We start from the raw sequence: 25,487 nt of genomic DNA on the forward strand, positions 1-25,487 counted from the left end.
GTGCATTGTGTGTTCAATATCGATATAAAACTAAAGATGGATTTCATTTAAACTTCATGAATTGTCGATTTATTGACGGTTTTTCTTTTATTTATTTTTATATTTATTACATAAGTTATTGATATATTTAATGGTGTATTTTTCATTGGCACTGTTCTTTGAATTGGTAGTAGATTTCAGACTACCACTTACACCACAGAGTCAGTAATGATAGGATCATAATCACCGCGGTATATTTTTGAGTGAAATTTGCTCAAATTCTAGTAACAGTGAGCTTATGCATAGAGTCTATTTTTCCAATTTGATCCTTGAGCCTACCACTCGGACATTATCGAGTGTGGAAGGCGAGAGTATCCAATTGCGCCCGCTACCCTATGCCGTATTGAGTTTGCTGCTAGAAAACCAAAGTACCCACGTTACTCGCGAGTGTCTGTTTGAAACATGCTGGGAGGGAGCGTTAGTCACCGACCAAGCGATCACTAATGTCATTTCTGGTTTAAGAAAAAACTTCACACAGTTAGGCGCAACTGACGTCACTCTCAGAACCGTGAGTAAGATTGGCTACGTACTTGAAATCCATTGCGCTGAAGAGCCTGTGAAAAAGAAGGTCGAAGAGCGGACAATTCGAGTAAGCCACGAGAGCGATGTTACCCCGGCAGCGTCAAGCAAAGTCAGCGAACCTATCAAGGAAAAAGAGAGCAAGTATTTGTGGCATGGCGTGGTAACAGTGCTTCTGCTTCCCTGTCTGATATTTATATTGCTGGCTAAACCTTTTATAAGAAAGCCAGACTTTATCCAACCGAGCGATTATCAACATTTTCAAGTTGGTGCGACCGACTTTTACCTTCATGACAGCGCATATTTGATCAGTGACGGACAGCTTCTCGCGTATGAGTTGGCGACGCAGTCTCTTCCTACTTGCCATGCTGATGTGTATCTGCGAGTTGCAGAGTCGGCTTATGACGATGGTGTTTATCTGATTAAAGCTTTCGCGTTTGCAAAACATGGCAGTAAGAACGCCAGCTATGTGAATCACTCAGTGACGATCGAGCAGATCCCAGCGACAGTCGTTAAAGCGATTAAGAGGGCGAGAGCAATATGCGGTTAAAAACAATCATCGCTTTCAACATCGCACTCTTTGTTAGTGTTATCGCTATAGCACTGTATCAATGGAAATTTGAGCAGCAACACTTGGCGGGGACCCGCTGGGCGTGTGTGCAGCTTGATGAGGGTTTTGTCACGCAAGGCTATAGCGGTTATCAAGAGATTGCCGACCGCTCTATTCTAGAGTTCACCTCAAACAACAGTTTGCTGATTTTTCAGAAAGGGCACCTAAAAAACCTCGATGGGAAAATTGAGCCCTACGAAGTCTATTATGAGGCGGACTATACCGCTGAGAATGGCCTTTTATCGGTCGCTTATCACCACATTGACTGGAATTTAAAGCCAACAAATGGTGATGTATTTGTACGCGACATGAACTCTCTGGTCAGAGCTAAAATTGAATTGATGTACAAAGTGAAAGGTGAGCACTTATTCCTGTTTAGCCATGGGCATGCAGAAGAGAGGAATTATACCTGCTATAAAAAATAGCCCCTGATGACAGGAGCTATTTTCGAATCACGTTAGGTGGTGCCTAATAGATTATTCAATGTTTTGAATTTGCTCACGCATCTGCTCGATAAGAACCTTCAGCTCTACACCTGATGCTGTGATGTCTGTGCTGATAGATTTCGACGCTAGCGTGTTCGACTCACGGTTGAACTCTTGCATCATGAAGTCTAGACGACGGCCACATGCGCCACCTTTCTTCAGGATGTTCGTTGCTTCTTTCACATGAGAATCTAGGCGGTCTAGCTCCTCAGCGACGTCAGACTTTTGAGCCAGTAAGATAAGCTCTTGCTCAACTCGTGCACCTTCAAGTTCAACCTTCGCTTCTTCAAACTTGTTAAGCAGACGCTCACGTTGCCACTCTAGGATCTCTGGCATGCGTGCACGAACTTTAACGACTTCTTCTGTGATTGCAGTTAGACGCTGCTCGATAAGAGCCTTCATGTTGTCGCCTTCACGGCCACGTGCATCAATGAAGTCTTTCACTGCTTCGTCAAAACCAGCGAGCAAATCTTTGTTGATCGCATCCATGTCTTGCTCAGGCGTTTCCATCACACCAGGCCAGTTCATTACTTGGAATGGGTTCAGGCGGCTCTCTTCGCCAGTCATACCCATTACTTGGTTCGCTGCATTGATCACTTGTTGTGCTAGGCCTTCGTTGATGCTTAGCTCACCTTTTGCTGCTGGGTTCGCTTCAAAACGCAGGTTACACTCAACTTTACCGCGTGCTAGACGCTTACGAAAACGCTCGCGAAGGATTGGCTCTAGGCCACGGAACTGCTCTGGCATGCGGAAGTAAGTTTCAAGGTAGCGCTGGTTTACACTGCGGATTTCCCACACTGCTGTACCCCAATCGCCTTTCACTTCTTTACGTGCGTATGCCGTCATACTATAAATCATCGAATTTTCCTGTCTTTTATCATTCTGAAAATAACGCGCACGCATAGTATCATGATACGAGGTGCTGTGTGTGCCCATTGCTTTTTAGGTTGAGCTGCTTTTTGGGAAAGATGGAGCTTCACGATAAATAGCTTTGCACTGCAAACTGCTATATAATCTCGCCCCAATCCAATTTGTCTCACCCCTTTCTTAGGTGACAGACACTTTCAATAGTTAAACACCTAAAGATAAGACTAATAAGGTAGATACTTATGCGTCCAAATGACCGCGCCGTAGATCAAGTTCGTCCAATTAAAATTACTCGTAACTACACAGCGTATGCTGAAGGCTCTGTGCTGGTTGAATTTGGTAATACCAAGGTTCTATGTAACGCGACGGTAGAAGAGAACGTGCCGCGTTGGTTGAAAGGTCAAGGAAAGGGTTGGGTAACGGCTGAATACGGCATGCTGCCACGTGCAACGCACACTCGTAACCGTCGTGAAGCAGCGAGCGGTAAACAAGGCGGTCGTACGATGGAAATCCAACGTCTGATCGCTCGTAGCCTACGTGCTGTGGTTGATCTAAAAGCGATGGGTGAAATCATGATCACGGTTGATTGTGATGTTATCCAAGCAGATGGCGGTACACGTACTGCGTCTATCTCTGGTGCGAGCGTCGCAATGGCTGACGCGATTAACCACCTGTTAGAGAACGGTAAGCTTAAAACGAATCCAATGAAAGGCCACGTAACGGCAGTTTCAGTGGGTATCGTTGGTGAACAAGCTCTATGTGACCTTGAATACGTTGAAGACTCAGCAGCCGATACCGATATGAACGTTGTAATGACGGAAGACGGTAAGATGATTGAGATTCAAGGCACCGCAGAAGGCGAACCGTTTAGCCACGAAGAGCTGATGCAGCTTCTAGCCCTGGCGAATAAGGGCATTGCCGATATTGTTGAAGCGCAGAAGTCGGCGTTGGCAGAATAGTTTCTAGATAGCTCCTTTCATAAGGAGCTATTTTTTTGTCTGTAAAACCTGAAAGGGTGGTACAGAGCGTAAGTTAAGTTTTATTGAGTAAACATAGAGGATGAGCATGAAAGCATATCAACGTGAATTTATTGAATTTGCACTAGAGAAAGAAGTACTTAAGTTTGGTGAGTTTACTTTAAAGTCTGGCCGTAAGAGCCCTTACTTCTTCAATGCTGGATTGTTTAACACAGGGCGTGACCTAGCGCGTCTAGGCCGTTTCTACGCAGCAGCACTAGCAGACTCAGGCATTGAATTCGATGTACTGTTTGGCCCTGCATACAAAGGTATTCCAATCGCGACGACAACAGCTGTCGCACTGGCCGATCACCACGATGTCGATACGCCTTACTGTTTTAACCGTAAGGAAGCGAAAGATCACGGTGAAGGTGGCAACCTTGTAGGTAGCGCATTGGAAGGTCGTATCATGCTGGTGGACGATGTGATCACTGCAGGTACTGCGATTCGTGAATCAATGGAAATCATTCAAGCGAACGGTGCTGACCTAGCAGGTGTTTTGGTAGCGATAGACCGTCAAGAGAAGGGCAAAGGCGAGTTATCTGCGATTCAAGAAGTTGAGCGCGATTTCGGCTGTGCAATCATCTCAATCGTTAGCCTGACTGACCTAGTGACTTTCCTTGAAGAGAAGGGCACAGACGCAGCGCAACTAGAAGCGGTTAAAGCGTACCGCGCTGAGTACGGCATTTAATACGATTTCTGTTTAGAATATAGAATGCAAAAGGGGCTGATGAATCATCAGCCCCTTTCTTTTTGGTCATCGTTTATTTGTAACGAATTAGTTTATTTGTAGCGAATGCCTTTTGGCACCTCTGGATCTTCCATAGTCTTATAGCGCTTGTGCAGCCACATCCATTGCTCTGGAGCTCTTAAGATGGTTTTCTCTAGGTAGCGGTTCATGTAGGCCGCTGCGGCTTTCTCATCTTTTTGCGGGTAATCGGCTTCCACGGACTCATTAGCGATGATCTCATACTTCCCATGTTCATTTCTAAAACCCGAACCCGGAACCAGTGCACACTTACTGGTGTAAGCCAAAATACTGGTGCCAGTGGTGGTACAAGCATCCTCAACGGCAAAGAATGGCACAAATACCGACTTATTACGGCCGTAGTCATGATCTGGCAGGTAGAAAAGGATCTCTCCCTTGCGTAGCACTTTGATCATGCGTTTAACGTCTTTGCGATGAATTAAGCGGTTGCCATTTTGAGTTCGACCACGGTACTGAATAAATTCGTAAGCAGGGTTGTTGTGTGGGCGATATACGCCAAGCCCTGGAATACCCAGTACGGCCATTCCTCGAGCGGTGATCTCTAGATTGAGGGCATGAACACAGCACAGCAGTACACCTTTACCATTCTGTTGGTGGGTACGCAGTGCTTGGGTGTCTTTGTCTACCAGCAGACGCTTAAAGCGCCACGTAGGCCAGAACCAAGTAATGCCGGTTTCGATCAGTGCCATACCGGTATTTTTGAAGTTTTCTTGCACCATGGCATCGACTTCATCTGCTGGCTTGTCTGGAAATGCGAGCTCTAGGTTGCGTGCAGTGATCGCAACGCGTTTTTTGCCATAACGAGCACCAAGTGCACCAAGAGAGCGGCCAATCATCAGTAGTGCGCGATAAGGCAGCACATTAACAATGAAGGCAAGCAAGCCAAAACCGAACCAAACGCCCCAATACTTAGGGTGCAGTAGCGAAAGCTGAAAAGGTGGTTTGGTGATTACGTGTTGTGTCGAACTGGTTTGTGTCGTCATAAGCACCGCTTAGATTAATGAATTTATTTAATTTGAGCACTCAGTAGCGCCCAGTAGGCATCAAAGTTTTCAGTCGGTTGGTATTTGAAGTCTGAACGCACAAAGCGATTGAGGCTACCTTCAACCTGACCAAGTAATTGAGCTGCGAGAATTCTTTCATCCACAGGGAAAGACTTGCCTTCACGAATCTTACGCTCGCGTAGGATCTGACGCAGTTGCGTTTCGATACGCTCGAACAGTTGGTTGATGCGATCGCGTAGGCGCTCATTTTCAAACATTAAAGCATGTCCCGACAAAATACGAGTCAGGCCAGGGTTACGTTCTGAGAAAACAAGGATCAGTTGTAACACCAATCGAATTCGCTCTAAGGTATCTTTCTCTTCATCAAGGATGCGATTAATGCGTGACATTAATGCTTCTTCGATGAACTCGATTAACCCTTCAAACATGCGCGCTTTACTTGGGAAATGACGATAAAGTGCAGCTTCTGATACGCCGACCTGCTTGGCCAGTTTCACCGTTGTGATGCGAGATGCGCCTTCTGCTGATTCCAGCATTTGAGCAAGCGCTTGTAGAATTTCTTCACGACGGTTTGATTTACGGGTACCAGCCATCTGTTTACTTCCTTTGATAGAGAGGATGATGAGTGAAGGGGATTATAAACACCAATCAATTCTGTTCCTAGTTCTGTAAGCATTAGGTCAACAGAATCGAGAGGTGTCAGGGTATTGTCAGCGCAAAAATGCGGTTACGCCTCAAAAATACCAATCGTAGCAAATAATTGCTCGACCTAGCTTGTTAAAACGCTCGATAACTTCGTTAGAGTTTTTGATTGTAGAATAGCTACTCATCGAAAAACTCTGCCTTGTTCTCAAGCGTTTTTCCTACGCTATTTCTGATCACTTACTTACTGTAATTGGTATAAGCTCTTGAATCTGTTCTAGGATCTTGAAGCTTAGTGCCTCTTTGCTCTCGAGCGGAAGTGACTTATCACCGTCGTTCCAGTAAAGGTTCAGAGCGTTGTTGTTGCTATTAAAGCCTTGCCCTTCAACTGAAACATCATTGGCGCAGATCATATCTAGGTTCTTCTTCACCAGTTTGCCACGCGCGTACTTCTCGACATCTTGAGTTTCTGCAGCAAAGCCAACGGTGAACGGGCGATCTTGGGTCATGCTAGCCACAGAAGCGACGATATCAGGGTTCTTCACCATCTCGATAGACATGTCATCGGTACCGTCGACCTTCTTCAGTTTTTGATCAGCTACGGTGTGAGGGCGGTAATCGGCGACGGCAGCGCAGCTAATGAAGACATCGTGTTGTGGTGCTGAGCCCATAACAGCATCGAACATCTGTTGTGCGCTTTCGACATCTACTCGAGTGACACTCGCTGGCGTTGCTAATGCAACCGGGCCGCTTACTAAGGTAACTGTCGCACCAAGCTTAGCCGCAGCGTCCGCCAGCGCATAACCCATCTTGCCTGAGCTGTGGTTAGAGATGTAGCGAACAGGGTCAATGGCTTCACGGGTTGGGCCTGCAGTAATCAGTACCGAGCGGCCTTCAAGAGGCTTTGGTTGAAAGAAGCTCTCACAGCGATGAACGAGCTGCATCGGTTCTAACATTCGACCCATACCGACATCGCCACACGCTTGTTCACCCGCAGCTGGGCCCCAGATATGACAACCACGGCGCTTTAGAGTTGCGATGTTCTCTTGCGTTGCGGGGTGCGCATACATCTGTTGATTCATTGCAGGAGATACCGCGACTGGTGCGTCAGTTGCAAGAACAAGTGTGGTCAACAGGTCGTTACCCATGCCCGCAGTCATACGAGCAATCAAATCCGCCGTTGCAGGCGCCAATAGCACCAGATCAGCCCATTTTGCCAACTCAATATGACCCATAGAGGCTTCCGCCGCTGGGTCAAGCAGGCTATCAGACACTGGTCTACCCGAGACAGCTTGCATGGTGAGTGGGGTGATAAATTCCTTTGCCGCGTGCGTCATCACCACTTGGACTTGTGCGCCTCTTTCGATTAAACGACGAGTTAGCTCCGCACATTTATACGCGGCAATACCGCCACTGATGCCGAGTAGAATTTTCTTTCCTGCTAGTGTTTGCATGTGAGATCTCCAATTTTTCTGGCGATGAGTTTAGCACAACTGAATCTTTCATCGCCCCCGCAAATCTGATGAGAAGCTAATCGATATCAAACTACAGAATATTAATTGCTGAGCGTTATATAAAACCTTTGCTTACTTCACAGACAATCTTTGCCCGCTCTGGAAGATAGAAGGGGAAAAATAACAATAATGAGGTAGTGGAATAAAATGGTATTGAAAAGTCGAGGTAAATTGCTGTTGGTGACTCTGATCCCTTTGTTGTTGATCACCACATTGATCTCGGTGGTCTATTACATCAACGGCAGTAATAGCTTAGAAGCAGAACTGGCTCGAGATAGACAAGAGCTGATCGACACACGTAAGAAAGAGCTGCAAGCCTATATGATGATGGGTATTACCGCGATAAAGCCGCTTTACGATACGGACGTAAATGGCAATAACAAAGCAGCGGCAAAAGAAATCTTAAAAGCGATGCGCTTTGAAAGTGATGGTTATTTCTTTGCGTATGACTCGCAAGGGGTCAATACGCTGCATGCGATTAAGCCATCTTTAGAAGGCAAAAATCTTATCGGTTTGAAGGATGAAAACGGCGTAGCAGTAATTGGTGGGTTGATTGATGCATCTAAAAACGGTGATGGTTTTCTTTATTTCTCTTGGCATAAGCCAAGCATTGATGCACAAGCGCCAAAACTCGGTTACGCCGAGTACTTATCTAAGTGGGACTGGGTGTTGGGTACGGGGATCTATATCGATGATATTGATCAGCAAGTGGCGATGCAGCGTGAATTGCGCACTCAAGAGTTGAATGAACATACGCTCTCTGCGGTAACCATCTCGGTCATTGGCCTTATCATCACTAGCGTGCTTACGAGTATTATCGTTTCTAAAGGTATTCAACCACTGCAGCATATTGCGGCGTCTTTACAAGATGTGGCTGCGGGTGGCGGTGATTTAACGGCCCGTCTGAAAATTGAAAGTAAAGATGAAGTCGGTGAGGTGGCCTCGGCATTTAATGAGTTCATGGATAAGTTGCATCCGCTAATGCAGGATATTCGAAACTCTGCGGACACAGTACAAACCGTTTCTGAGCAATTGGATCAGCAAACCTCGCAAGCCAGTGCTCAAATGCAAAATCACTGTCTTGAAACCGATAAGGTGGTGACGGCTGTAACGGAAATGAGCATGACGGCAAAAGAGGTCGCAAGTAACACCAATGCCACGGCGCAGGCGATTGATGATGCAAACGGGCAAGTTACTGAGGCACAGCGCGAAGTCGATCAAGCGATTGATGGTATCAGTAAGTTGGTTGATGAAGTGAACAGTACCTCTGATGCAATTGCAGAGTTGAGTCAACAAACCGAGCAGATTACCAAAGTGCTCGATGTGATTGGTGAAATCGCTGAGCAGACCAATCTATTGGCACTGAATGCGGCGATAGAAGCTGCGCGTGCAGGCGAGCAAGGTCGTGGCTTTGCTGTGGTTGCTGATGAAGTTCGCTCATTGGCAAGTCGAACCCAGAACAGTACCCACGAAATTGGCGATATGCTCAAGCAGCTGCAAATGGGCGTCTCAAGAGCGGTCACCACTATGGCAACCAGTCAAGAGCGTGGCGTGAAGACGGTTGAAGAGTCATCAATGATCCAGCAGTCACTGTCTGGTGTGCATCATTCTATTGGTATGATTCGAGACAGGGGCATTCAAACCGCCACGGCAGCAGAAGAGCAAAGTGCGGTTGCTGAGGATATCAACCAGAACTTAGTGGCGATTCAGCAAATCGTCAATCGTATCAATGACACCCTTCAACATGCAGAAGGCATCAGCACCCAGTTGTCGCAGTCAGGATCTGAAATTAATGATCTGGTCGGAAACTTCAAGCTTTGATGGATCGCTCAATTACACAGAAAAGTAGTGGTTAACGAAAAAAACGAAAGTCAAATACGACTTTCGTTTTTTTATTTTGTTCAATAGGGGCTTATTCATCAACAGAGCCGCCTAATGATACTCAAAGCTTTGCCCAACGATTCCATGCCCAGAGAAAAACTGTTGCAACGCGGACCACAAGCGCTGTCAGATGCCGAGTTACTCGCGATTTTTCTGCGGACCGGCACCCAAGGCATGAACGTTATCGAGTTGGCTGATTTTCTTATCCAAGATTTTGGGTCGCTTCGCCAGTTGTTTTCGGCTTCAGAGAAAGAGTTTTGCCAACATAAAGGGTTAGGGCAGGCCAAGTATGTTCAACTGCAGGCCGTGCTTGAGATGACGCAGCGTTATCTGGCAGAGACGTTAAACCGAGGCGATGCACTGACAAGTCCGACCCACACAAAACTCTATCTTTCGAGTGTCTTAAGGGATCGCCAACGCGAAGCCTTCTATATTCTGTTTTTAGACAATCAGAACCGAGTGATTAAAGATGAGGTGATGTTCGAAGGCACCATTGATGCCGCATCGGTTTATCCGAGAGAAGTGGTTAAGCGGGCTCTGTTCCACAATGCTGCCGCGCTGATATTAGCTCACAATCACCCATCTGGCGTTGCAGAGCCAAGCCAAGCAGACAGAAGAATTACACGCAGATTGAGCGATGCATTGGCGCTGGTGGACATTAGGGTGCTTGACCATTTCGTGGTTGGCGACGGCGAAGTGGTCTCTTTTGCTGAACGTGGGTGGATTTGAATCACATTTTGGCTTGTTAGTTGCTAGAAATCTGCTATGATTCGCCCACATTTTTAGACCTTAAATCAGCTCTGATTACTCAAGCAAGCTGTGTTGCACAAAAAAAGATCACGAAATCCTTAAAAAGGATCTGTTCGGGTCTTGAGCAATGCGCGTCAAGTTAGTATAATGCGCGACCTTTGATAGCCTTGTATGGGTTTTCCATAACGGTTTTTACCTTCTATTTTTTACAGATAGAGAGGTTCGGCCACCAAGGTTGATATCGAGCTGAAACGATTGGAGAAGACATTCATGTCCCGAGTATGCCAAGTAACTGGTAAGCGTCCAGTAACGGGTAACAACCGTTCACACGCACGCAATGCTACTAAGCGCCGTTTTCTGCCGAACCTACAAACTCATCGTTTCTGGGTAGAGAGCGAAAAACGTTTTGTTAAACTACGTCTAACTGCTAAAGGTATGCGTATCATTGATAAGAAAGGCATCGATGCTGTTCTTGTTGATATCCGTGCACGCGGCGAAAACGTTTAAGAGGAATTAAGCAATGGCTAAAGGCATTCGTGAGAAAATTCGTCTAGTATCTTCTGCAGGTACTGGTCACTTCTACACAACTGACAAGAACAAGCGTAACATGCCAGGCAAATTTGAGATCAAAAAGTTTGATCCAGTAGTTCGCCAACACGTTATGTACAAAGAAGCGAAAATCAAGTAATTGATGCTTTTTTGGCTCTTCTTAAGTAGAAGAAAGAATTGAAAAACCCAGCTTATCGCTGGGTTTTTTTATACCTAAAATTTGCTTCAAGTGCACCCTTGTACCCATCACATAGAATCTCTCGACATTTTCACGCTATACTGAGCTTTCTTCGTTCAGATTAGTTGTGAGTAAAGTCATGAGATACCGTGGTCGCCGATGGAATAACATTTTGATGTTGAGTGTGATCGCCTTTATTGGGGTACTCAACCTGCCGACGATCATCAAAACCTACTTGCTAGAGCCAGAAGCTGAAGTCACGTCTGAAAGTGGTTTTCCATACTTACTCAACCCGTCCGATCAAATTACTGCAATGCACTTCTCTCAATGGTCTATCGTATTGGAGGATGGAGAATGGCTGTATCAATCGCAAGGTCAGCCTCTAGAGCTTACCGAACCAAGCGCTCAAACCCTCTCACAACGCTGGCAACAACTTGTCGGTACCGAAGTAGACAATGAGATATATCAATCGCTTAGCGCTTCTCTGACGTCGCCACAAACCATTGAGGTGTGGTACCAAAATCAAGAAGAACCACAGCGCATCACGTACTATCAACTACCGGATTTTTGGCTCCTAAAAAACTGGCAAGGTAAGTGGCTAGCGGTGTCGGTTGAAGCTGAGTATTTGGTGCCTTAGCCTTATTATTCAATGATCACAATAATGGAACTGTTCTATGCCTGAGTTACCTGAAGTTGAAGTTAGTCGTATGGGAATAACCCCACACTTAGTTGGGCAAACTATCGCGACCTTAACTTTCCGCACGCCTAAACTTCGTTGGGATATCCCTCAAGAGCTCAAACAGTTAGAGGGAAAGGTGATTAAAGCGATCTCTCGCCGTGCAAAATATTTGGTTATTGAGACGGATGTAGGCAATGCAATTGTTCATCTAGGGATGTCTGGTTCTTTACGCGTGTTAGATGCAGAAATAGCCGCAGGCAAACACGATCACGTCGATCTAAAGTTAACTAATGGCAAAGTACTGCGCTACAACGACCCACGCCGTTTTGGTGCATGGTTATGGAGTTCTGTCGATGAAACACACCCAGTACTGCTAGGTGCTGGCCCAGAGCCGCTGACAGAGGCTTTTAATGCGCCATATATAACAAAGCTTGCGACAAAGCGTCGTGTTCCAGTTAAGCAGTTCATCATGGACAACAAAGTCGTAGTCGGTGTAGGGAACATTTATGCCAATGAAGCACTGTTCGCTTCAAGAATTCACCCACTTCGAGCTGCCAATAAGATCACTGCAGCAGAGTGGGATCTTCTGACTCAAGAGATCAAGCAAGTTCTTGCGACAGCTATCAAGCAAGGCGGAACCACACTCAAAGATTTTGCTCAAGCTGACGGTAAGCCTGGCTACTTTGCACAAGAGCTACAAGTTTATGGTAAAGCTGGAGAACCTTGTCCAAACTGTGGTGAAGCTCTCCAAGAACAGAAAATTGGGCAACGGAATACGTTCTTTTGTGGGGAGTGTCAAAAATAGGAAAGGGAGCTATCTGCTCCCTTTTGTCTCTACTGTGCTGTAAACCCTTTCATTTGCGAGTTGATGAACATGCTCTGTAATTTTGAATATTCAACATCTATATTTGGTGCTGAGTTTGGTATGGGCTCATGTTTGACTTCGAGACTAGAGCTATCTTTCCAAGGGTAAAGCTCTTTGGCATTCGCGCGATGATATACCCCCTGTGAAGTGAACGTTACTCCACTACTGTAAGCATAAGGCTTTTCAGAGTCTGTTGTTGCTAATAGGTTGCGACCACCTAAAGAAACATACTCAGCATTAGATAAGCTGAAATTGTACAATGTAGGAAAAATATCTCGGTGAGAGCCTACGCGATTAGCTTGATACTGATAGCTAGAATTTTCCAATATAGCCTGTGGGACATAAAGGTAAAATGGCACAGCGTGAGCAACACCAAGATCCTTCGGATAGGATATGGAGTAGTTGCGTAAGCGATGGTCACCAGAAGCAGATATAATCGTATTCTTATTCAGATCGCTTCTTTTTATGCTACCAACAAAATCACCTAGAGCATTAGAAGAGTACTGATACGTTTCATAAATCTTTCTAGAGTTCTCTTCACTCAAAGACATTTTCTTCATCGCATAATCACTAACTTCGATGGATTTTGGCGTATAATTGCTAGGGATTTGGTAAGGAGGATGATTGGTTTGCGTTTGGATCATCATCATCACCGGTTGCGTATTTTCTTCTAGTAATTTTTCTGCAAACTTGAAGGTAAACTCATCGGGTGCGCCCCATGTGCTTGCATACTCAGCGGACTCTGGAAGTGCGTTGTAAATGTCTTCTTCTGAATAAAACTCATCAACGCCTTGTACGGGCATGTAATACTTAAGGTTACGCCATAGTGGGCTTCCGCCAGTAATGTAGATTACTTTATATCCGGCTTCTTTATAAGGCAGGAACGCCGAGCCTGATAGTGGCGTTTTCTGTTCTTGACCATGGCTGATTGAATTAACATTGCTGTGAAATAGCATCATTACAATGCTGTTTATTGTACCACCTGTGCCAGGTAGAAATCGTTCAAAACTAAAATCATTTTCGTAATGTGTTCTAAATGATCCTAATAGATCTGTGGTTTTTCCATTATCTTCGACAAGTAAGTTTGTCCCCATACTTTCCATCAATGCAAATACGACATTGGGTTTGTTCTGCTCAAGGTATGGGTTATTCTCTGTTCGATAGATAGGGTGCTCTTGGCCTAATACTTCTTTAGTTTGCTGCTCGTATATTGGCTGTGACACTGGTTTAAAGGTGGCGCTTTTCTTATGAGCACTTTTAGCCCAATCTAATGCAAGAAAAGCATTAGGCGTGACCTTATTCAGAACTTCATAACTTGAAACATTGGCATGATATTGCTTAAGTGGAAAGGTACCGATTGAGCCTCTTGCCAGAACAAAGTAGGCAGCAATGGTGAGAACAAGCATACCAACGGTGACCAATCCACTTCGTTGTGGCCATGTCTTCAAGTTTATATTGCTCCACATTTTAGTTGTTAACTTGAGCAAAACTGTCGCAATAAGGAGTGACAATATAGACATGATAATGATGGGATAATCTTGCCACATTGTGAGTAGCACAGCTGCAGTATCATCTTCAACAAGGCCAAACATGAAAATATCAAAGTGATTGCTATACGTTTTGTAGTAATAGTAATTACCAATTGATACAGAGATGCCTAAAAAATACACTACGTATGAATAGTAAGGAATTATCGTATCAACAGCTTTAAAAAACCTAGATCCGGAAAGTGTTAGGCCTAATAAAAGTAGCGGTGCAAAGGCAATGGTGGCGACTCTTAAATCAAACCGCAAACCGATAAAAGCAGATTGGATATAGTCTGGTAAGATTTGATATATAGTATTGATGTCACCAATTAGAAGGGTGAAAACTTGACGAAATAGTGATAGTAAAAGAGCAAATAAAGCAACTTGGAGCCAAACTATTCGTGTGATTTTTTTAACGTTATTCTGAAACATAAATCAAACTTAAACTAATATTAAGAACCAGGTGAAAATCGCGAAGAAGATAGCAACCATTACAGCCGCTGAACCTATATCTTTGGCTTTACCACTCAGCTCATGGTGTTCAGGACCTATTCTATCGACAACAGCTTCAATAGCGGAGTTAATTAGTTCGAGTATAAATATCAATACAAGAGAGCCGACTAATGCAATAGTCTCTATTTTGCTTACGTTGAGGTAGAACGCTACTGGAATAAAAATCGCACAAAGTGTTAGCTCTTGTCTTACGGCAGCTTCACTTTTAAAAGCTGACTTTAAGCCTTTTATTGAGTAGCCAGTTGCTTTGATGACTCTTCGGAGTCCGGTATCGCCAGGTTTGTTGAATGAGTTTGTCATTTTCTATGTTTACCAACCAAATTTGTTACAAATGATACCACACTATAAAAACAGCACTGAGAGTCGTTGAGTTATTTGAAATGGAACCCTGTTTCTCATGTCTTCATGTTGTAGACAATATCTTTGAGCTACTGATGACAGCTTTGTGTGTAAGTAAAGTATTTTTGAGCAACTAGTAGAGAGATTAGCCTTTCTTTTTTTTGGTCTTTAAACTGTTCAACCCATTGACTTGCATTGCTAATTATATTCTTTGCTTCTTGTGGATTCGCAAGGTAATAATCCATCTTTTCATCCAGGTCAGAGAAATCATCTTGCACTTCTACGAAGTGAACACCTGCTTGTAGTTTTCCTTCCATAAACCAAGTCTCGTACACTAACTTCGGAGTAAAGCATAGTGAGTTTGATGACATAATCCATTTTAGGTTTGTCGCTACATCCATCCCTTCTAAGCTTAAAATAAACTTATATTCAAGTTGCTCTGAAATGGTCATAGGAGGTGTCACATAGCTGAGTTGCTCTGGATCTTTGTCTTGTGTATCAACTCGACCTACATTACATCGGTCATTATTAAAATGCTTAGAAAGCAAGGTTCTACGGTTTGGTCTAAATCCGGTGCCTCGCCAAACTAATAGATCTTTTTTCTCTTCATAAGGCTTATCACCTTCGATGAAGAGGTAATGTCTAACAGCATTGAGTTTCAATAATACGGAATTGGTATTATTGCCTTCGATGGGACGGCTCTTTAGAAAACTAGGTTCATCAGGTACATCGGTCACGTCACCATTGACATACTTAAAGCGAGACTGCCGTGGAAAACACTTAATCACTTTCAAAAGGTCAAAGTAATATGCGCTGCCACCCGTTTTTTTAAAATCTTTGACTTGAGTAGTATCTTGTTTAGACAGAGAACATTGAGAGTTTATCTTGCAGTAATAATCTACTCTTTCTTTTAATGAGTCTTCGGCGTATTTATATTTTTGACTCAGCAAAATATTTGCTGACAATCTAAAAAACAAAGAAGGCAATACAGCTAAGAAGCCATTGGATAAGTAGTACTTTAATTTTTTCATGAGCCTTTAAGCTTAGTTAACATTGCATCACTGACAGGTTTAGGGACAAATGGAGTAATATCTCCGTCGTGTATCGCCACTTCTCTAACTATAGTCGATGAAAGAAAGGCAAACTCTTCTGCGGGTGTCAGAAATATACTTTCTAGCCCTGGCAGTAATTTGCGGTACATACTTGTCAGGCCAAACTCATACTCAAAGTCCATCGTTGTACGCAAACCTCGAATAAGAACGTTGGCCTTTTGCTCTTCAGCAAAATCGACCAATAGTCCGTCAAAACCAACTACCGACACGTTATTTAAGTGTAGGCAAGATGCTCTGACTAAGTCTACTCGTTCTGCAAGAGTAAACATGGTTTTCTTTGAAGGGCTTGCAGCGACACCAATAATGACATGCTCGAACATGTAGGCCGTTCTTTCAATCAAATCTAAGTGACCATTCGTTAGCGGGTCAAAAGTGCCTGGGTAAATTACCGTCTTACTCATGATTCTCTTTCCATAAATTGGTCAATACCGTTAGTGCAACGTGTTAGCTGAAGTTTAATGGTATTTTCAAGGATTGCATCATTCTCGGGTAAAGAGCCACGAGAGTTCTCCACGTGATAAAGGTGGTAACCAACGCCAGCAAATTTTAGGTAAAGACGTGACTTGTTGGAGTTAAGCATGCGATGAACAAATTCGCTGTCTTCACGTCCCCAACCGACAAAATCTTGGTTGAAGCCATTCACCTCGATAACATCTTGTCGCCAAAACGCCATATTACAGCCGCGAGTTGCCTTATCGTTGTTGCGTTCGTATGAGAACCAGTTCGATAGCAGTGAGTTTGTTATGCAGTTCTTACGGTTGCGGATCCCTTTGCTAAACACAGAAGGAACCAATTCGTTTTCCATAATTTCACGGCTACACGCTTCGTCAGTCAGAACTCGACCACCTTGAACAAACCAATTTGGTTTTGCCACGCGTTTGTGGGATTCAATAAAGGTTTGTGACAATACCATGTCGCCATCGATCATGATTAGGTAATCGCCTGATGCTTTGGTGATTGCACGGTTTCGACTCATAGAAAGCTGGAAGCCATTGTCTTCATGCCAACTGTGTACCAGTGGAACCGGGAAACCTTCACGCATTTGGTCAATCATTGCTTTGGTATCTTCACGAGAACCATCATCTGCCACAATAACTTCATCAGGCAAAACGGTTTGGCGCTTTACACTTTCTAACACGGATTTTAAGGCTTCTTTCCAGTTATAAGTGGTAATAATTAAAGTTGTTTTCATTGTTTTTTCGCCTGTTCGCGTAAGTATAAGTCGATGTATTTAACGAAGGTAGAATGCATGCTTAACCACGCAAGGATGAAGCCATGCTTACCATCAAGAAAACCACGCTTAAGAATGTACATCTTCAAAAAGCTGGCTAATGCATGGGTGATTGCCGTGCTGAGACTGGATTTTTTCCTGCCTTCTCGCTCGTCTGTCCAAGCTTTTAGGTAACCTGTGGTTTTGTTGATGTAATGATGGAGGTGTTCGTACGTATAGTGGTGTAATCTGCCATCCAGTTTCTTGATTGCAAAGCCTTTATCTTCGACTTTTTCATGCACTAAAGCATCATTGTAGTGGGTGTAACTGGTGCGGTAGAGACGAACGATCCAATCTGGTGACCATCCTGAGTGATAGATAAACTTACCAAACGCGGCACTCAGACGATTCACTTTGTACAGTGTGTTTGGCTCGTCATTCTCAACGGCTTTTAAAATGCTTTCTTTCAGCTCTGGCGTGACTTGTTCGTCGGCATCCAACCAAAGCACATAATCTGCAGTGACGTATTGCTGAGCAAGTTGGCGCTGTTTGCCAAATCCTGGCCACTCCAAGTTGGTGTAAAATTTGTCGGTATATTGTCTGGCGATTGCTTCAGTGCGATCAGTACTGCCTGAATCAAGTAGGACAATCTCATCAGCCCAATCTTTCACTGTGTCTAGACAAGCTTGTAGGTGCTTCTCTTCATTTTTCACGATTAAGGCAACGGCTAAAGTGGGTTTAGACAAGTTGGTTTCCTTCTTAAACAATCTTATATTAGGGGGAGTTTACTGATATTGGGGATACAAATCTTCTATGACTTGATCAAACATAACCATGACACGATCACTCGTGATACGGTTCATCGCTTTTTCATCTTTTGCTCGCGTTCGCCAGCTTAGCTCTTGGCTGGTTTTTCCAGTCTCTGCAAAAATGGTCTCTTCATACACTGAAACGGCGTATTTCAAATAATTATAAGGACCAACACGGATAGGGTTATGATGAGCATACAAGCCAATAATCGGGGTTTGCATTGCACTTGCCATATGAGCAGGACCAGTATCTGGTGCAATCACCATCTCAACCTTATCAATCAGTGCCAGCATTTGCATGATGGAGCTTTCTCCAACCAAGTTTAAGCAAGGTTCTGTAAGTAAAGATTGAATGCGTTCAGCTAAGTCGACTTCTACTTTCGCTGGGCTACCCGCTAAGATGACATTCCAGCCTTTCTCTCGAGCGTGGTTGATAACATCAACATAACCTTCTGCATTCCAGTTCTTATAAGCTTTGCTTGCCCCCGGGACCAACAATAGATTCGGCTTATCAGCTTGGCGCTGAGTTTTCGAGAGTTTAGTTTCTGAGATCTTAGTTTCTGAGATCTTAGTTTCTGCCCAGTGAGCATCTTGCTCTGAGTACGACAGTGACCAAGTAAGTTTTGACTGAGGCACACCAATTTGATGGGCAAACGCCATTAAACCATCCGCAACATGCAAAGAGCTTGGTGAAGGAACTTTGACGTTGGTGAACAAAGTTTGAAAGTCTTGGCTACGGTCAGAAGAGAATCCAAGTTTGTACTTCGCTTTAATTCCGAGTGTTGCAAAACTTGCTCTGAGTGCATATTGCATATGCAGTAATGCATCAAACTCACGGCCTCTTAATTGTTTCCAAAGCGTGTTATACCCTTCAAATCCAGCATTCTTATCGAAGATGAGAACCTCTATTCCTTCGATAGCAGCAAGTAATTGAGCTTCAAGCTTCCCCGTGATCCAAGTGATCTTAGTCTGTGGCCAGTGAGCTTGAATTGCTTGAACGGTGGCGATGGTATTACATACGTCACCAATTGCAGATAATCTTAAAATACATAGTGATTTAGGGGCAGGTTCAAACAATAGCATTAGGGGAACTCTATCAAATTGGTTAATAAGAATTATGCAGTTGGGCTAGTGGAATGTAAAATAAAACTAGGTTATTAAGTAGGTAGATAGACAGGATGCAAACGCTTAACTTTGACGATCAGGTGATCTGGTTTGATGAATTACTAATTTCAGCAGAGCAGGTAAAGTATGCCTTTGATGCCGAGTACTGGCAGCAGCAAGATAGGATAATCGGAAGTGCGACTGGTCGTGGCACAACTTGGTTTGTTGAATTAGACACTATTCAAGCAGCACTGCGTCATTATCGCCGTGGTGGACTATTTGGTAAATTAGTCGAAGATAGCTACTTTTACTTTGGTGATAAGAAAACCCGAAGTTATCAAGAGTTTGAACTCTTGAAAGTGCTCCAGCAGTCAGGTGTGAATGTGCCGAAGCCGATTGCTGCTAGAGTAGTGAAAAGTAGTCTTACCTATAAAGCTGACCTTTTGAGTGAAAAAATCCCTAACGCTAGAGACTTAGTGACAATCTTACAGGATGGCCCTCTTTCTCAAGATGTTTGTAAAAAAATCGGTGCCGAAATACGTAAGATGCATGCGTCACAAGTTAATCATACCGATTTGAATATTCATAACATTCTAATAGATGATAAGGGTGAGGTTTGGATCATTGATTTTGATAAATGCTTCCAGCAAAAGGGTAACGACTGGAAGCAAGGTAATTGGAATAGACTAAAAAGATCGTTTGACAAAGAAAAAGCTAAGCTGAATATTCACTGGGATGATTCAAATTGGGATTGGTTGATAGCTTAAATTTTCTTTGTAATTTCTATGATCTCAGTAGTAGAAATAGATGGAGTCCGAGGGAAGTAAACAACCTCACATATGTCACTAAACTCATCAAATTTACCCTTCCAATCGTCACCCATCGCTAATATGTCAGCTTTGAAAAATTCGATATACTCTCGTTTTTTTTCTAGAGAGTGTTCTACAAAAACTTCATCTACGAATTTCAAAGATTGGATGATTTTTACTCTGCTTTCTTGGTCATAAATCGGGTTACGATTTTTTTTTGAAAAGTTTAGCTCGTCGCTAGACACACCAACAATCAAAGTGTCCCCTAAACTAGCACATCTCTCGAGTATGTTTATATGGCCAATATGGAAGACATCAAATGTTCCAAAGGTGATAATTCGCTTAGACATCGTGACTTTCCTTGCTTAGGTTAAAAGAAACTTCTATTGGGTTATGGCAAATTCTATCTTTCTCTTCTGGGATTTTCATATAGTCCCCGTACTTATTTTTAAGATACTTTTCAATATTTTTGGGGCATGCAACTTTCATATCTTCAAACGGTAAGTACTGTAAAGGATAGAGGTCATCAATGTGTATGGCATCTTTAAATGGTGCATTACCTAAGATACCAGTTTTCCTACCATTGTACATTCGATGTGCACTGTCTATTGCTTGGTACTGATGATTGGAAGACTTGAAACCATACATGAACTTATAAAAAAAGGTTTTTATAAGCTTAGCTAAGTTTTTCTTTCTTTCTCGAGTAATTAAGCACCGTCTAAACTTACGAGCAGAATGGTCAATACATTTCTTCTGAGTTGTTGCATCTTCCAGGACTTCATCCCATGGAAACACATCAATAAAGATGCCATGATTAATGTTAAAGTCACTCATTCTTTCTTCAACAAATAATGTATTTTTGTCCCTAACTTTTGTTATGTATAGAGAATACTCTTTCTCAGTATGATAGTTCTGTATAAACAGGTTATCTGGAAGTTTATCTTGTAGCGTTAGAAACTTATCATAATCCTTACGTGGCATGCCGATATCGATATCATCATCCCAAGGGATAAAACCTTTGTGTCTTACTGCCCCTAATGCGGTACCCCCTATGGCAAAATAGGTTAAGTTTTCGTCTTCAAACAATTGAATGACTTGCTTTAATATCTTTATTTGATGTAACTGCAATTCACGAGTTTGGTTCATAATCTTTCTCTAGGCTATTAATGGTTTTTGCAATGGCCCCTTGATTACTCATTACAAAGTTGAAGGCTTGCTCACCAGACTTAGCAAGTTCGTATGGATTTTGAAAAAGCGTAATCAGTGAATGTGGTATATCTGAACTTTGGGATACTACTTTCACTCCTCCGCATGATGACAAGCTATCGGTAATATCAGAGAAATTATAGTAGCTAGGGCCTATGATCGAAGGTTTGCCCAAAATAGCGGGCTCTAGTAAATTATGACCGCCGACTTTATTCCCAATTAAGCTGCCACCCATGAAACAAATGTCGGAAGCGCCAATGAGCGTTAACATTTCTCCCATTGTATCACCAAGATAAATTTGTATATCTGATGTTATGCTATGTGTTGATGTTCGTTTCATTACATTGAATGAGGAGTGTTTACATAACTGATACACATCTTCAAAGCGTTCAGGGTGCCTCGGAACTAGAATAAGTACGGCGGTTGGATATGTACGTAACAACTCACGATGTACTTTTAATATTTGCTCATCTTCACCCTCATGAGTGCTTGCAGCTATCCAGGTAGGTCGGTCATAGCCAATTGATTCTTTTAGCTTATCTGCTTCATCTATTTCATTATCAGGTACTTTAATATCAAACTTGATTGATCCAGTTACTTCTAGCTTTTTTTCGGCTACGCCAAGTTGCTTAAAACGCATTGCGTCAGCTTCAGTCTGACAAAGCACATTTGATAGCTTGGAGTGCATGAGATTAAACAGCGGTTGTACTTTAGCGTAGTTTGCGCATGATTTATCTGAGAGACGAGCATTGACTATGGTAATTGGGACTTCAGCTTTATTGACAAGGTTTAGCGTATTTGGCCAAAGTTCTGTTTCGATAATCAGCATTTTTTGAGGATTTACCGCAGCTAGAAATCCCTTCACAGCGAAGCTGAAATCAATAGGCATATAGCGGTGCTCTACTAGGTCACCTAGTTTGGCAATTTGTTCGGCACCAGTGCTCGTAGTTGTTGTAACAAGAATCGGTTGTGCCGGTGATTGTTTTTTCAGCTCTTTAATAAGGGGGATTGCCGCAATGCTTTCACCAACTGAAACCGCATGGATCCATATTGGACGCTGTTTTGAATTGAGTTTTGGTGTTAATCCAAAGTGTTCTTTCCAACGAGACCCAAATCTGGGCTTGTTAGGTTTGCTCTTATACAAACCAAACAACAAAAATGGAGCAGCTAGCGCTAAAACTAGTGTATAAAAAGATCGGATTAGCATGGGGTAACCGATATTGCTTCAAGTTTTTGGATACTATTGAGTACTTGTTTAGGGGATAACTTTGTTAAGCATTTTAGATGACTGAATTCACACTCACGCTTAAAGCATGGTCGGCAGTCAATATCTGTATGTACGATCTCAACTTTTTGAGCGAGAGGAGGGGTGTACTTTGGTGAAGTGGAACCATAAACAGCTACAACATTACAACCGACAGCTGCAGCGACATGCATTAGCCCTGAGTCATTGGCAACGACAGTTTTACATGCTGCGAGCAAATCTACAGCTTCGATTAAAGTTGTTTGCCCCGCTAGAACATGTATTTGCTGTTGATTTTCTTGCGGTACGAGAGCTCTAATATTGTTACAAGTATCGATATCTTTTTGTGAACCAAAAAGCCAAACTTGATTACCTGCTTTTGCCATTGTCGTTGCAACTTCTGCATAATGTTTTTCAGGCCATTTTTTTGCTGGCCCGAACTCTGCGCCTGGACATAAGCCGAGTACAGTTGCATTTGTTGTTAAACCAAATTTGGCAATTGTTGTGCTTTGGATTTTTTCATCAACGAACAAATTTGGTCGAGGTAAAGAATCCAATCCTCCAAGGGAGGTTGAATCAACCATATCCGAATTTGGATATGCTAATGCGACATACCTTTCAACCATGTATTGAAAAGACTTCATGTTTGGGCGCAAGTCATTCAATAGCCCGTAACGCATTTCCCCTTTCCATCCAATTCGAACAGGAATGTCTGCAAACCAAGGTATTAGAGCTGACTTAGCTGATTTAGGCAGTATGTACGCGTGGTCGTAGTGTTTTTCTTTTAAGCTTTTACCAATGGCTCTGCGTCCGAGCAGATTAAACTCGCCATGACCGATAGGCATATCGATGGCCTGATTGACCTCTGGCATCCGTTCTAAGATAGGTTTGCACCAAGCCGGAGCTATGACATCTATTTGGCTATCTGGATAGATCTCTTTTAGAACAGTATAGAGAGATTGAGACATTACCATATCTCCAACCCACGATGGGCCGATAATCAATATGTTCATCAGTCAGTGTCCTTCGTAGTGATATTTGGACTAAATGACATGCCAACAAAAATAGCTACTCCAAATGAATAAAATATAATCCCTGAGTGATGAGCTAAATAATGTTGTGTCATTGAAAAACCAATTACAGAAAGAATATGCACAATGCCCATTAGTGAGAGGTAATAAGTATTACTGTCTTTTGGTGAATTTCGATATTTTTTTGCAAGTAGTATTAGAGGAGTACCAAAGAATAAAAGTATTATGGTGACCCCGATTAGTCCTTTTGTTTGTAGTTCTTCAAAAAACTGGTTATGAGCTCTGTTGTAGTGTAGTACTACTTTATCAACTAACCCTTCCGAAACTTGAAGTTTCTTTGCCTCTTTGACCCCACTAAAACCTTGGCCGAAAATAGGTTTATCTATTCCAGAATATAGAGCCGACTTCCACATTTCTAGCCTAGCGCCTGATGAACCCCTTGCATCATTATGTTGATAGTTATTTATCTCACTAACGGTAGATTCTATTCGCGATTGAATGCTCGTATATGAAAACGCGACAATGACAGAAACCATGATTATGGAGTACAGCTTAGCTCGTTTGGAAAACATCTTACGATGATGAACAATAAGGAACAACACAATAAATGGAAGTGGCAACCAAGCTCCTCTAGCTCCAGACAATAGAACAGCCGTAAAACCTAGTGCTATTGCTGCGATAGAAGTGATTTGCAACACCTTATCCCGATGTTGCATAGTGTATATAAATACCACTATAGATAATACGCTGAGAGCCGCAGCTATACCACCCGCTTGTATAACCATATATCCATTATCGATTAATGCTCTTTCTCCAGTATCAAGGTATTGATATACAGAAATAACACCAGCAGATATCGCCCCAAAACAAATGGAGAACATTAGAACACGGATAGACGGCGGATAAGTGTAAGCTAGAGCCATAACACAAGAAGCCAGGACAACCCTACTAGGCATATCTAAATTACTTGCATCACCTCCATAAAAAAGAAAAGATAGCAAAGTTACAATAAAGTAACCTAATAAAGAAATAGAAGATGCTCTGATATATTTTGACTTGAATGATTTTATGGTTATTGGGATTGTTAATAATGCTAACATGGCTAATGGAATAGCGGCTAGCTTATAACTATCACCTGTCACAAGCAACAAAGTGAAAAAACAACCAAATAAGAGTGAACTTAGGCTGTTTATATGTATAACTGATTTCATTAATTGTTTTTCCAGTCGTTATTATATCTTGGCTTAAATAGATTATAATAGTTATTACCATCTTCTTGCGAATGCAGTAGTTGTAGCACCCACATGTATTGTTCAGGTTTATCTTTTACAAAGTACTCAATAGCTTGATTGCTTGTTCTCGCATCTTGTTCTTCACCTTTATCTAGTTCAAAGGCAGGCAAGATTTCGATATCAAATGAACCATCTTCTGTGTTCATTGAAGCGAAAAGAGGAAGAACTTTAGCTTTGGACAATTTTGCGATCTTACCTAAGCCTGGCAAGGTCGCTTTTCTTGTCGCAAAAAAGTCAACGAAGACACTGTGCTCAGGACCGTGATCTTGATCTGGTAGATAATAACCAATGTAGCCATCTCGAATCGATTTAAGGAATGGCTTGATGCCACCAGAGCGTTCATAAACACGTCCACCATACTGGACTCGTTGTTTATGCATAAGCCAATCCGATACGTCATTCTTCTGCTTTTTCGCCATTGCAGAAACAGGCATGTTCATTGATGCAAGGAGTATTGCAGGAACATCGATGGCCCAAGAATGGGGCACCATTAAAATGACATTCTCGTTAGCCTCGATATGGCCTTGAAGAATGTCTAAGCCTTTTATGTTGCAACGTTTTGTTAGCCAAGATGCGGGCTTTAAACTCAACAACCCAAAACGAATAAAGAACAGCGAAGCAGTAAAAAGAGTCTTCTCAATTAACGCTTCACGTTCTTCAAACGACTTTTCTGGGAAACACAGTTCAAAGTTCACTCGACTGCGATGAGCGGGACCTTTTTGAGATTTGGCGAGCTTAGCTGCAATTGTTTTGGCGAGCCACTTTTGGGCTTTTAGAGGTAGTAGGGCAAGCGGAAGACCCACAATCACGCCTAACCAAGTTCCCCAAAATTTGGGCGCTAGAAAGCTTCGGTTAAATGTTGGATTGTAAGCTTTAGGATCAAAATCGTTTCTTTCAGTCATAATCACGGCTACAGCGGCTCGTTA

The 25,487-nt window shown here is 42.9% G+C and carries 28 protein-coding genes; 11 read left to right on the plus strand and 17 right to left on the minus strand.

Going from position 1 to position 25,487, the window contains the following annotated elements:
- Positions 1–277 precede the first annotated feature (277 nt).
- The gene (locus OCV50_RS00680) at positions 278–1,108 is read left to right on the plus strand and encodes a transcriptional regulator (protein ID WP_261903424.1); all 831 of its coding nucleotides are present in this window, start codon (positions 278–280) and stop codon (positions 1,106–1,108) included.
- On the plus strand, positions 1,099–1,593 hold the full coding sequence (locus OCV50_RS00685; RefSeq protein WP_261903425.1) for a hypothetical protein: 495 nt from the start codon (positions 1,099–1,101) through the stop codon (positions 1,591–1,593). Before OCV50_RS00680 ends, OCV50_RS00685 begins: the two co-directional genes overlap by 10 nt.
- 51 nt (positions 1,594–1,644) lie before the next feature.
- On the opposite strand, the gene OCV50_RS00690 is transcribed toward OCV50_RS00685, so the two are convergent.
- The gene (locus OCV50_RS00690; RefSeq protein ID WP_261903426.1) at positions 1,645–2,511 is read right to left on the minus strand and encodes a YicC/YloC family endoribonuclease; all 867 of its coding nucleotides are present in this window, start codon (positions 2,509–2,511) and stop codon (positions 1,645–1,647) included.
- Between the two features lie 251 nt (positions 2,512–2,762).
- Here OCV50_RS00690 and rph point away from each other — a divergent pair, with 251 nt between their 5' ends.
- Both rph and pyrE read left to right on the plus strand, forming a co-directional pair.
- The gene (rph, locus tag OCV50_RS00695; protein ID WP_261903427.1) at positions 2,763–3,479 is read left to right on the plus strand and encodes a ribonuclease PH; all 717 of its coding nucleotides are present in this window, start codon (positions 2,763–2,765) and stop codon (positions 3,477–3,479) included.
- 106 nt (positions 3,480–3,585) lie between these two features.
- On the plus strand, positions 3,586–4,227 hold the full coding sequence (gene pyrE / locus OCV50_RS00700; protein ID WP_255231678.1) for an orotate phosphoribosyltransferase: 642 nt from the start codon (positions 3,586–3,588) through the stop codon (positions 4,225–4,227).
- Between the two features lie 92 nt (positions 4,228–4,319).
- Here the strand turns inward: pyrE and OCV50_RS00705 are convergent, their stop codons facing one another.
- From OCV50_RS00705 to coaBC, 3 genes are all read right to left on the minus strand, one after another.
- Positions 4,320–5,288 carry a Kdo(2)-lipid IV(A) acyltransferase gene (locus OCV50_RS00705; protein WP_261903428.1) on the minus strand — a complete coding sequence of 323 codons (969 nt, stop codon included), beginning with the start codon at positions 5,286–5,288 and terminating at the stop codon, positions 4,320–4,322.
- A 23-nt stretch (positions 5,289–5,311) separates the two neighbouring features.
- Positions 5,312–5,902 carry a nucleoid occlusion factor SlmA gene (gene slmA / locus OCV50_RS00710; protein WP_032551139.1) on the minus strand — a complete coding sequence of 197 codons (591 nt, stop codon included), beginning with the start codon at positions 5,900–5,902 and terminating at the stop codon, positions 5,312–5,314.
- Positions 5,903–6,187: 285 nt separating this feature from the next.
- Positions 6,188–7,405, minus strand: a complete 1,218-nt coding sequence (gene coaBC / locus OCV50_RS00715; protein WP_261903429.1) for a bifunctional phosphopantothenoylcysteine decarboxylase/phosphopantothenate--cysteine ligase CoaBC — start codon at positions 7,403–7,405, stop codon at positions 6,188–6,190.
- 207 nt (positions 7,406–7,612) lie between these two features.
- Between coaBC and OCV50_RS00720 the strand changes: the two genes are divergently transcribed.
- The 6 genes from OCV50_RS00720 to mutM all read left to right on the plus strand — a co-directional run bounded on the left by OCV50_RS00720 (position 7,613) and on the right by mutM (position 12,307).
- Positions 7,613–9,286 carry a methyl-accepting chemotaxis protein gene (locus tag OCV50_RS00720; protein WP_261903430.1) on the plus strand — a complete coding sequence of 558 codons (1,674 nt, stop codon included), beginning with the start codon at positions 7,613–7,615 and terminating at the stop codon, positions 9,284–9,286.
- Between the two features lie 114 nt (positions 9,287–9,400).
- Entirely contained in the window at positions 9,401–10,075 is a 675-nt protein-coding gene (radC, locus tag OCV50_RS00725; protein ID WP_239842240.1) for a RadC family protein, read from the plus strand.
- A gap of 291 nt (positions 10,076–10,366) precedes the next feature.
- Positions 10,367–10,603: a 50S ribosomal protein L28 gene (gene rpmB / locus OCV50_RS00730; protein ID WP_004728407.1), complete on the plus strand. Its 237-nt coding sequence runs from the start codon at positions 10,367–10,369 to the stop codon at positions 10,601–10,603.
- 13 nt (positions 10,604–10,616) lie between these two features.
- Complete coding sequence (gene rpmG / locus OCV50_RS00735) at positions 10,617–10,784, plus strand: 50S ribosomal protein L33 (RefSeq protein WP_002535344.1); 168 nt, start codon at positions 10,617–10,619, stop codon at positions 10,782–10,784.
- A gap of 178 nt (positions 10,785–10,962) precedes the next feature.
- Positions 10,963–11,460, plus strand: a complete 498-nt coding sequence (locus OCV50_RS00740; RefSeq protein ID WP_261903431.1) for a hypothetical protein — start codon at positions 10,963–10,965, stop codon at positions 11,458–11,460.
- Positions 11,461–11,497: 37 nt separating this feature from the next.
- Positions 11,498–12,307 (plus strand): bifunctional DNA-formamidopyrimidine glycosylase/DNA-(apurinic or apyrimidinic site) lyase, encoded by an 810-nt coding sequence (gene mutM, locus OCV50_RS00745; protein WP_261903432.1) that lies wholly within the window; start codon positions 11,498–11,500, stop codon positions 12,305–12,307.
- A 29-nt stretch (positions 12,308–12,336) separates the two neighbouring features.
- Here the strand turns inward: mutM and OCV50_RS00750 are convergent, their stop codons facing one another.
- The 7 genes from OCV50_RS00750 to OCV50_RS00780 form a co-directional block, all read right to left on the minus strand.
- A complete protein-coding gene (locus OCV50_RS00750) occupies positions 12,337–14,325 on the minus strand; it encodes an LTA synthase family protein (RefSeq protein WP_261903433.1) in 1,989 nt (662 codons plus the stop codon).
- A gap of 9 nt (positions 14,326–14,334) precedes the next feature.
- The gene (locus OCV50_RS00755; protein WP_261903434.1) at positions 14,335–14,706 is read right to left on the minus strand and encodes a diacylglycerol kinase; all 372 of its coding nucleotides are present in this window, start codon (positions 14,704–14,706) and stop codon (positions 14,335–14,337) included.
- Positions 14,707–14,834: 128 nt separating this feature from the next.
- Positions 14,835–15,776 carry a glycosyl transferase family 90 gene (locus tag OCV50_RS00760; protein WP_261903435.1) on the minus strand — a complete coding sequence of 314 codons (942 nt, stop codon included), beginning with the start codon at positions 15,774–15,776 and terminating at the stop codon, positions 14,835–14,837.
- Positions 15,773–16,258: a pantetheine-phosphate adenylyltransferase gene (gene coaD, locus OCV50_RS00765; RefSeq protein ID WP_261903436.1), complete on the minus strand. Its 486-nt coding sequence runs from the start codon at positions 16,256–16,258 to the stop codon at positions 15,773–15,775. The genes OCV50_RS00760 and coaD overlap by 4 nt, the downstream gene beginning before the upstream one ends.
- Entirely contained in the window at positions 16,255–17,049 is a 795-nt protein-coding gene (locus tag OCV50_RS00770; RefSeq protein WP_261903437.1) for a glycosyltransferase family 2 protein, read from the minus strand. The genes coaD and OCV50_RS00770 overlap by 4 nt, the downstream gene beginning before the upstream one ends.
- Positions 17,046–17,813 (minus strand): glycosyltransferase family 2 protein, encoded by a 768-nt coding sequence (locus OCV50_RS00775; RefSeq protein ID WP_261903438.1) that lies wholly within the window; start codon positions 17,811–17,813, stop codon positions 17,046–17,048. The genes OCV50_RS00770 and OCV50_RS00775 overlap by 4 nt, the downstream gene beginning before the upstream one ends.
- A gap of 39 nt (positions 17,814–17,852) precedes the next feature.
- Positions 17,853–18,953 (minus strand): glycosyltransferase family 9 protein, encoded by a 1,101-nt coding sequence (locus tag OCV50_RS00780; protein ID WP_261904099.1) that lies wholly within the window; start codon positions 18,951–18,953, stop codon positions 17,853–17,855.
- A 101-nt stretch (positions 18,954–19,054) separates the two neighbouring features.
- Between OCV50_RS00780 and OCV50_RS00785 the strand changes: the two genes are divergently transcribed.
- A complete protein-coding gene (locus tag OCV50_RS00785) occupies positions 19,055–19,747 on the plus strand; it encodes a 3-deoxy-D-manno-octulosonic acid kinase (RefSeq protein ID WP_261903439.1) in 693 nt (230 codons plus the stop codon).
- On the opposite strand, the gene OCV50_RS00790 is transcribed toward OCV50_RS00785, so the two are convergent.
- Genes OCV50_RS00790 through lpxM form a run of 6 tightly spaced genes read right to left on the minus strand, consistent with a single transcriptional unit; the run spans position 19,744 to position 25,463 of the window.
- On the minus strand, positions 19,744–20,139 hold the full coding sequence (locus OCV50_RS00790; protein ID WP_261903440.1) for an adenylyltransferase/cytidyltransferase family protein: 396 nt from the start codon (positions 20,137–20,139) through the stop codon (positions 19,744–19,746). The two genes, OCV50_RS00785 and OCV50_RS00790, sit on opposite strands and share 4 nt — an antisense overlap.
- Positions 20,132–20,935, minus strand: coding sequence for a LicD family protein (locus tag OCV50_RS00795; RefSeq protein ID WP_261903441.1), 804 nt, complete (start codon positions 20,933–20,935; stop codon positions 20,132–20,134). The genes OCV50_RS00790 and OCV50_RS00795 overlap by 8 nt, the downstream gene beginning before the upstream one ends.
- Positions 20,919–22,202: a lipid IV(A) 3-deoxy-D-manno-octulosonic acid transferase gene (gene waaA / locus OCV50_RS00800; protein ID WP_261903442.1), complete on the minus strand. Its 1,284-nt coding sequence runs from the start codon at positions 22,200–22,202 to the stop codon at positions 20,919–20,921. The genes OCV50_RS00795 and waaA overlap by 17 nt, the downstream gene beginning before the upstream one ends.
- The gene (gene waaF, locus OCV50_RS00805) at positions 22,196–23,251 is read right to left on the minus strand and encodes a lipopolysaccharide heptosyltransferase II (protein ID WP_261903443.1); all 1,056 of its coding nucleotides are present in this window, start codon (positions 23,249–23,251) and stop codon (positions 22,196–22,198) included. The genes waaA and waaF overlap by 7 nt, the downstream gene beginning before the upstream one ends.
- Complete coding sequence (locus OCV50_RS00810; RefSeq protein ID WP_261903444.1) at positions 23,251–24,480, minus strand: O-antigen ligase family protein; 1,230 nt, start codon at positions 24,478–24,480, stop codon at positions 23,251–23,253. Before OCV50_RS00810 ends, waaF begins: the two co-directional genes overlap by 1 nt.
- The gene (lpxM, locus tag OCV50_RS00815) at positions 24,480–25,463 is read right to left on the minus strand and encodes a lauroyl-Kdo(2)-lipid IV(A) myristoyltransferase (protein WP_390905108.1); all 984 of its coding nucleotides are present in this window, start codon (positions 25,461–25,463) and stop codon (positions 24,480–24,482) included. Before lpxM ends, OCV50_RS00810 begins: the two co-directional genes overlap by 1 nt.
- Positions 25,464–25,487: the final 24 nt, after the last annotated feature.

Origin of the sequence: Vibrio fortis, assembly GCF_024347475.1 — a bacterium.
Lineage (GTDB): Bacteria > Pseudomonadota > Gammaproteobacteria > Enterobacterales > Vibrionaceae > Vibrio > Vibrio fortis.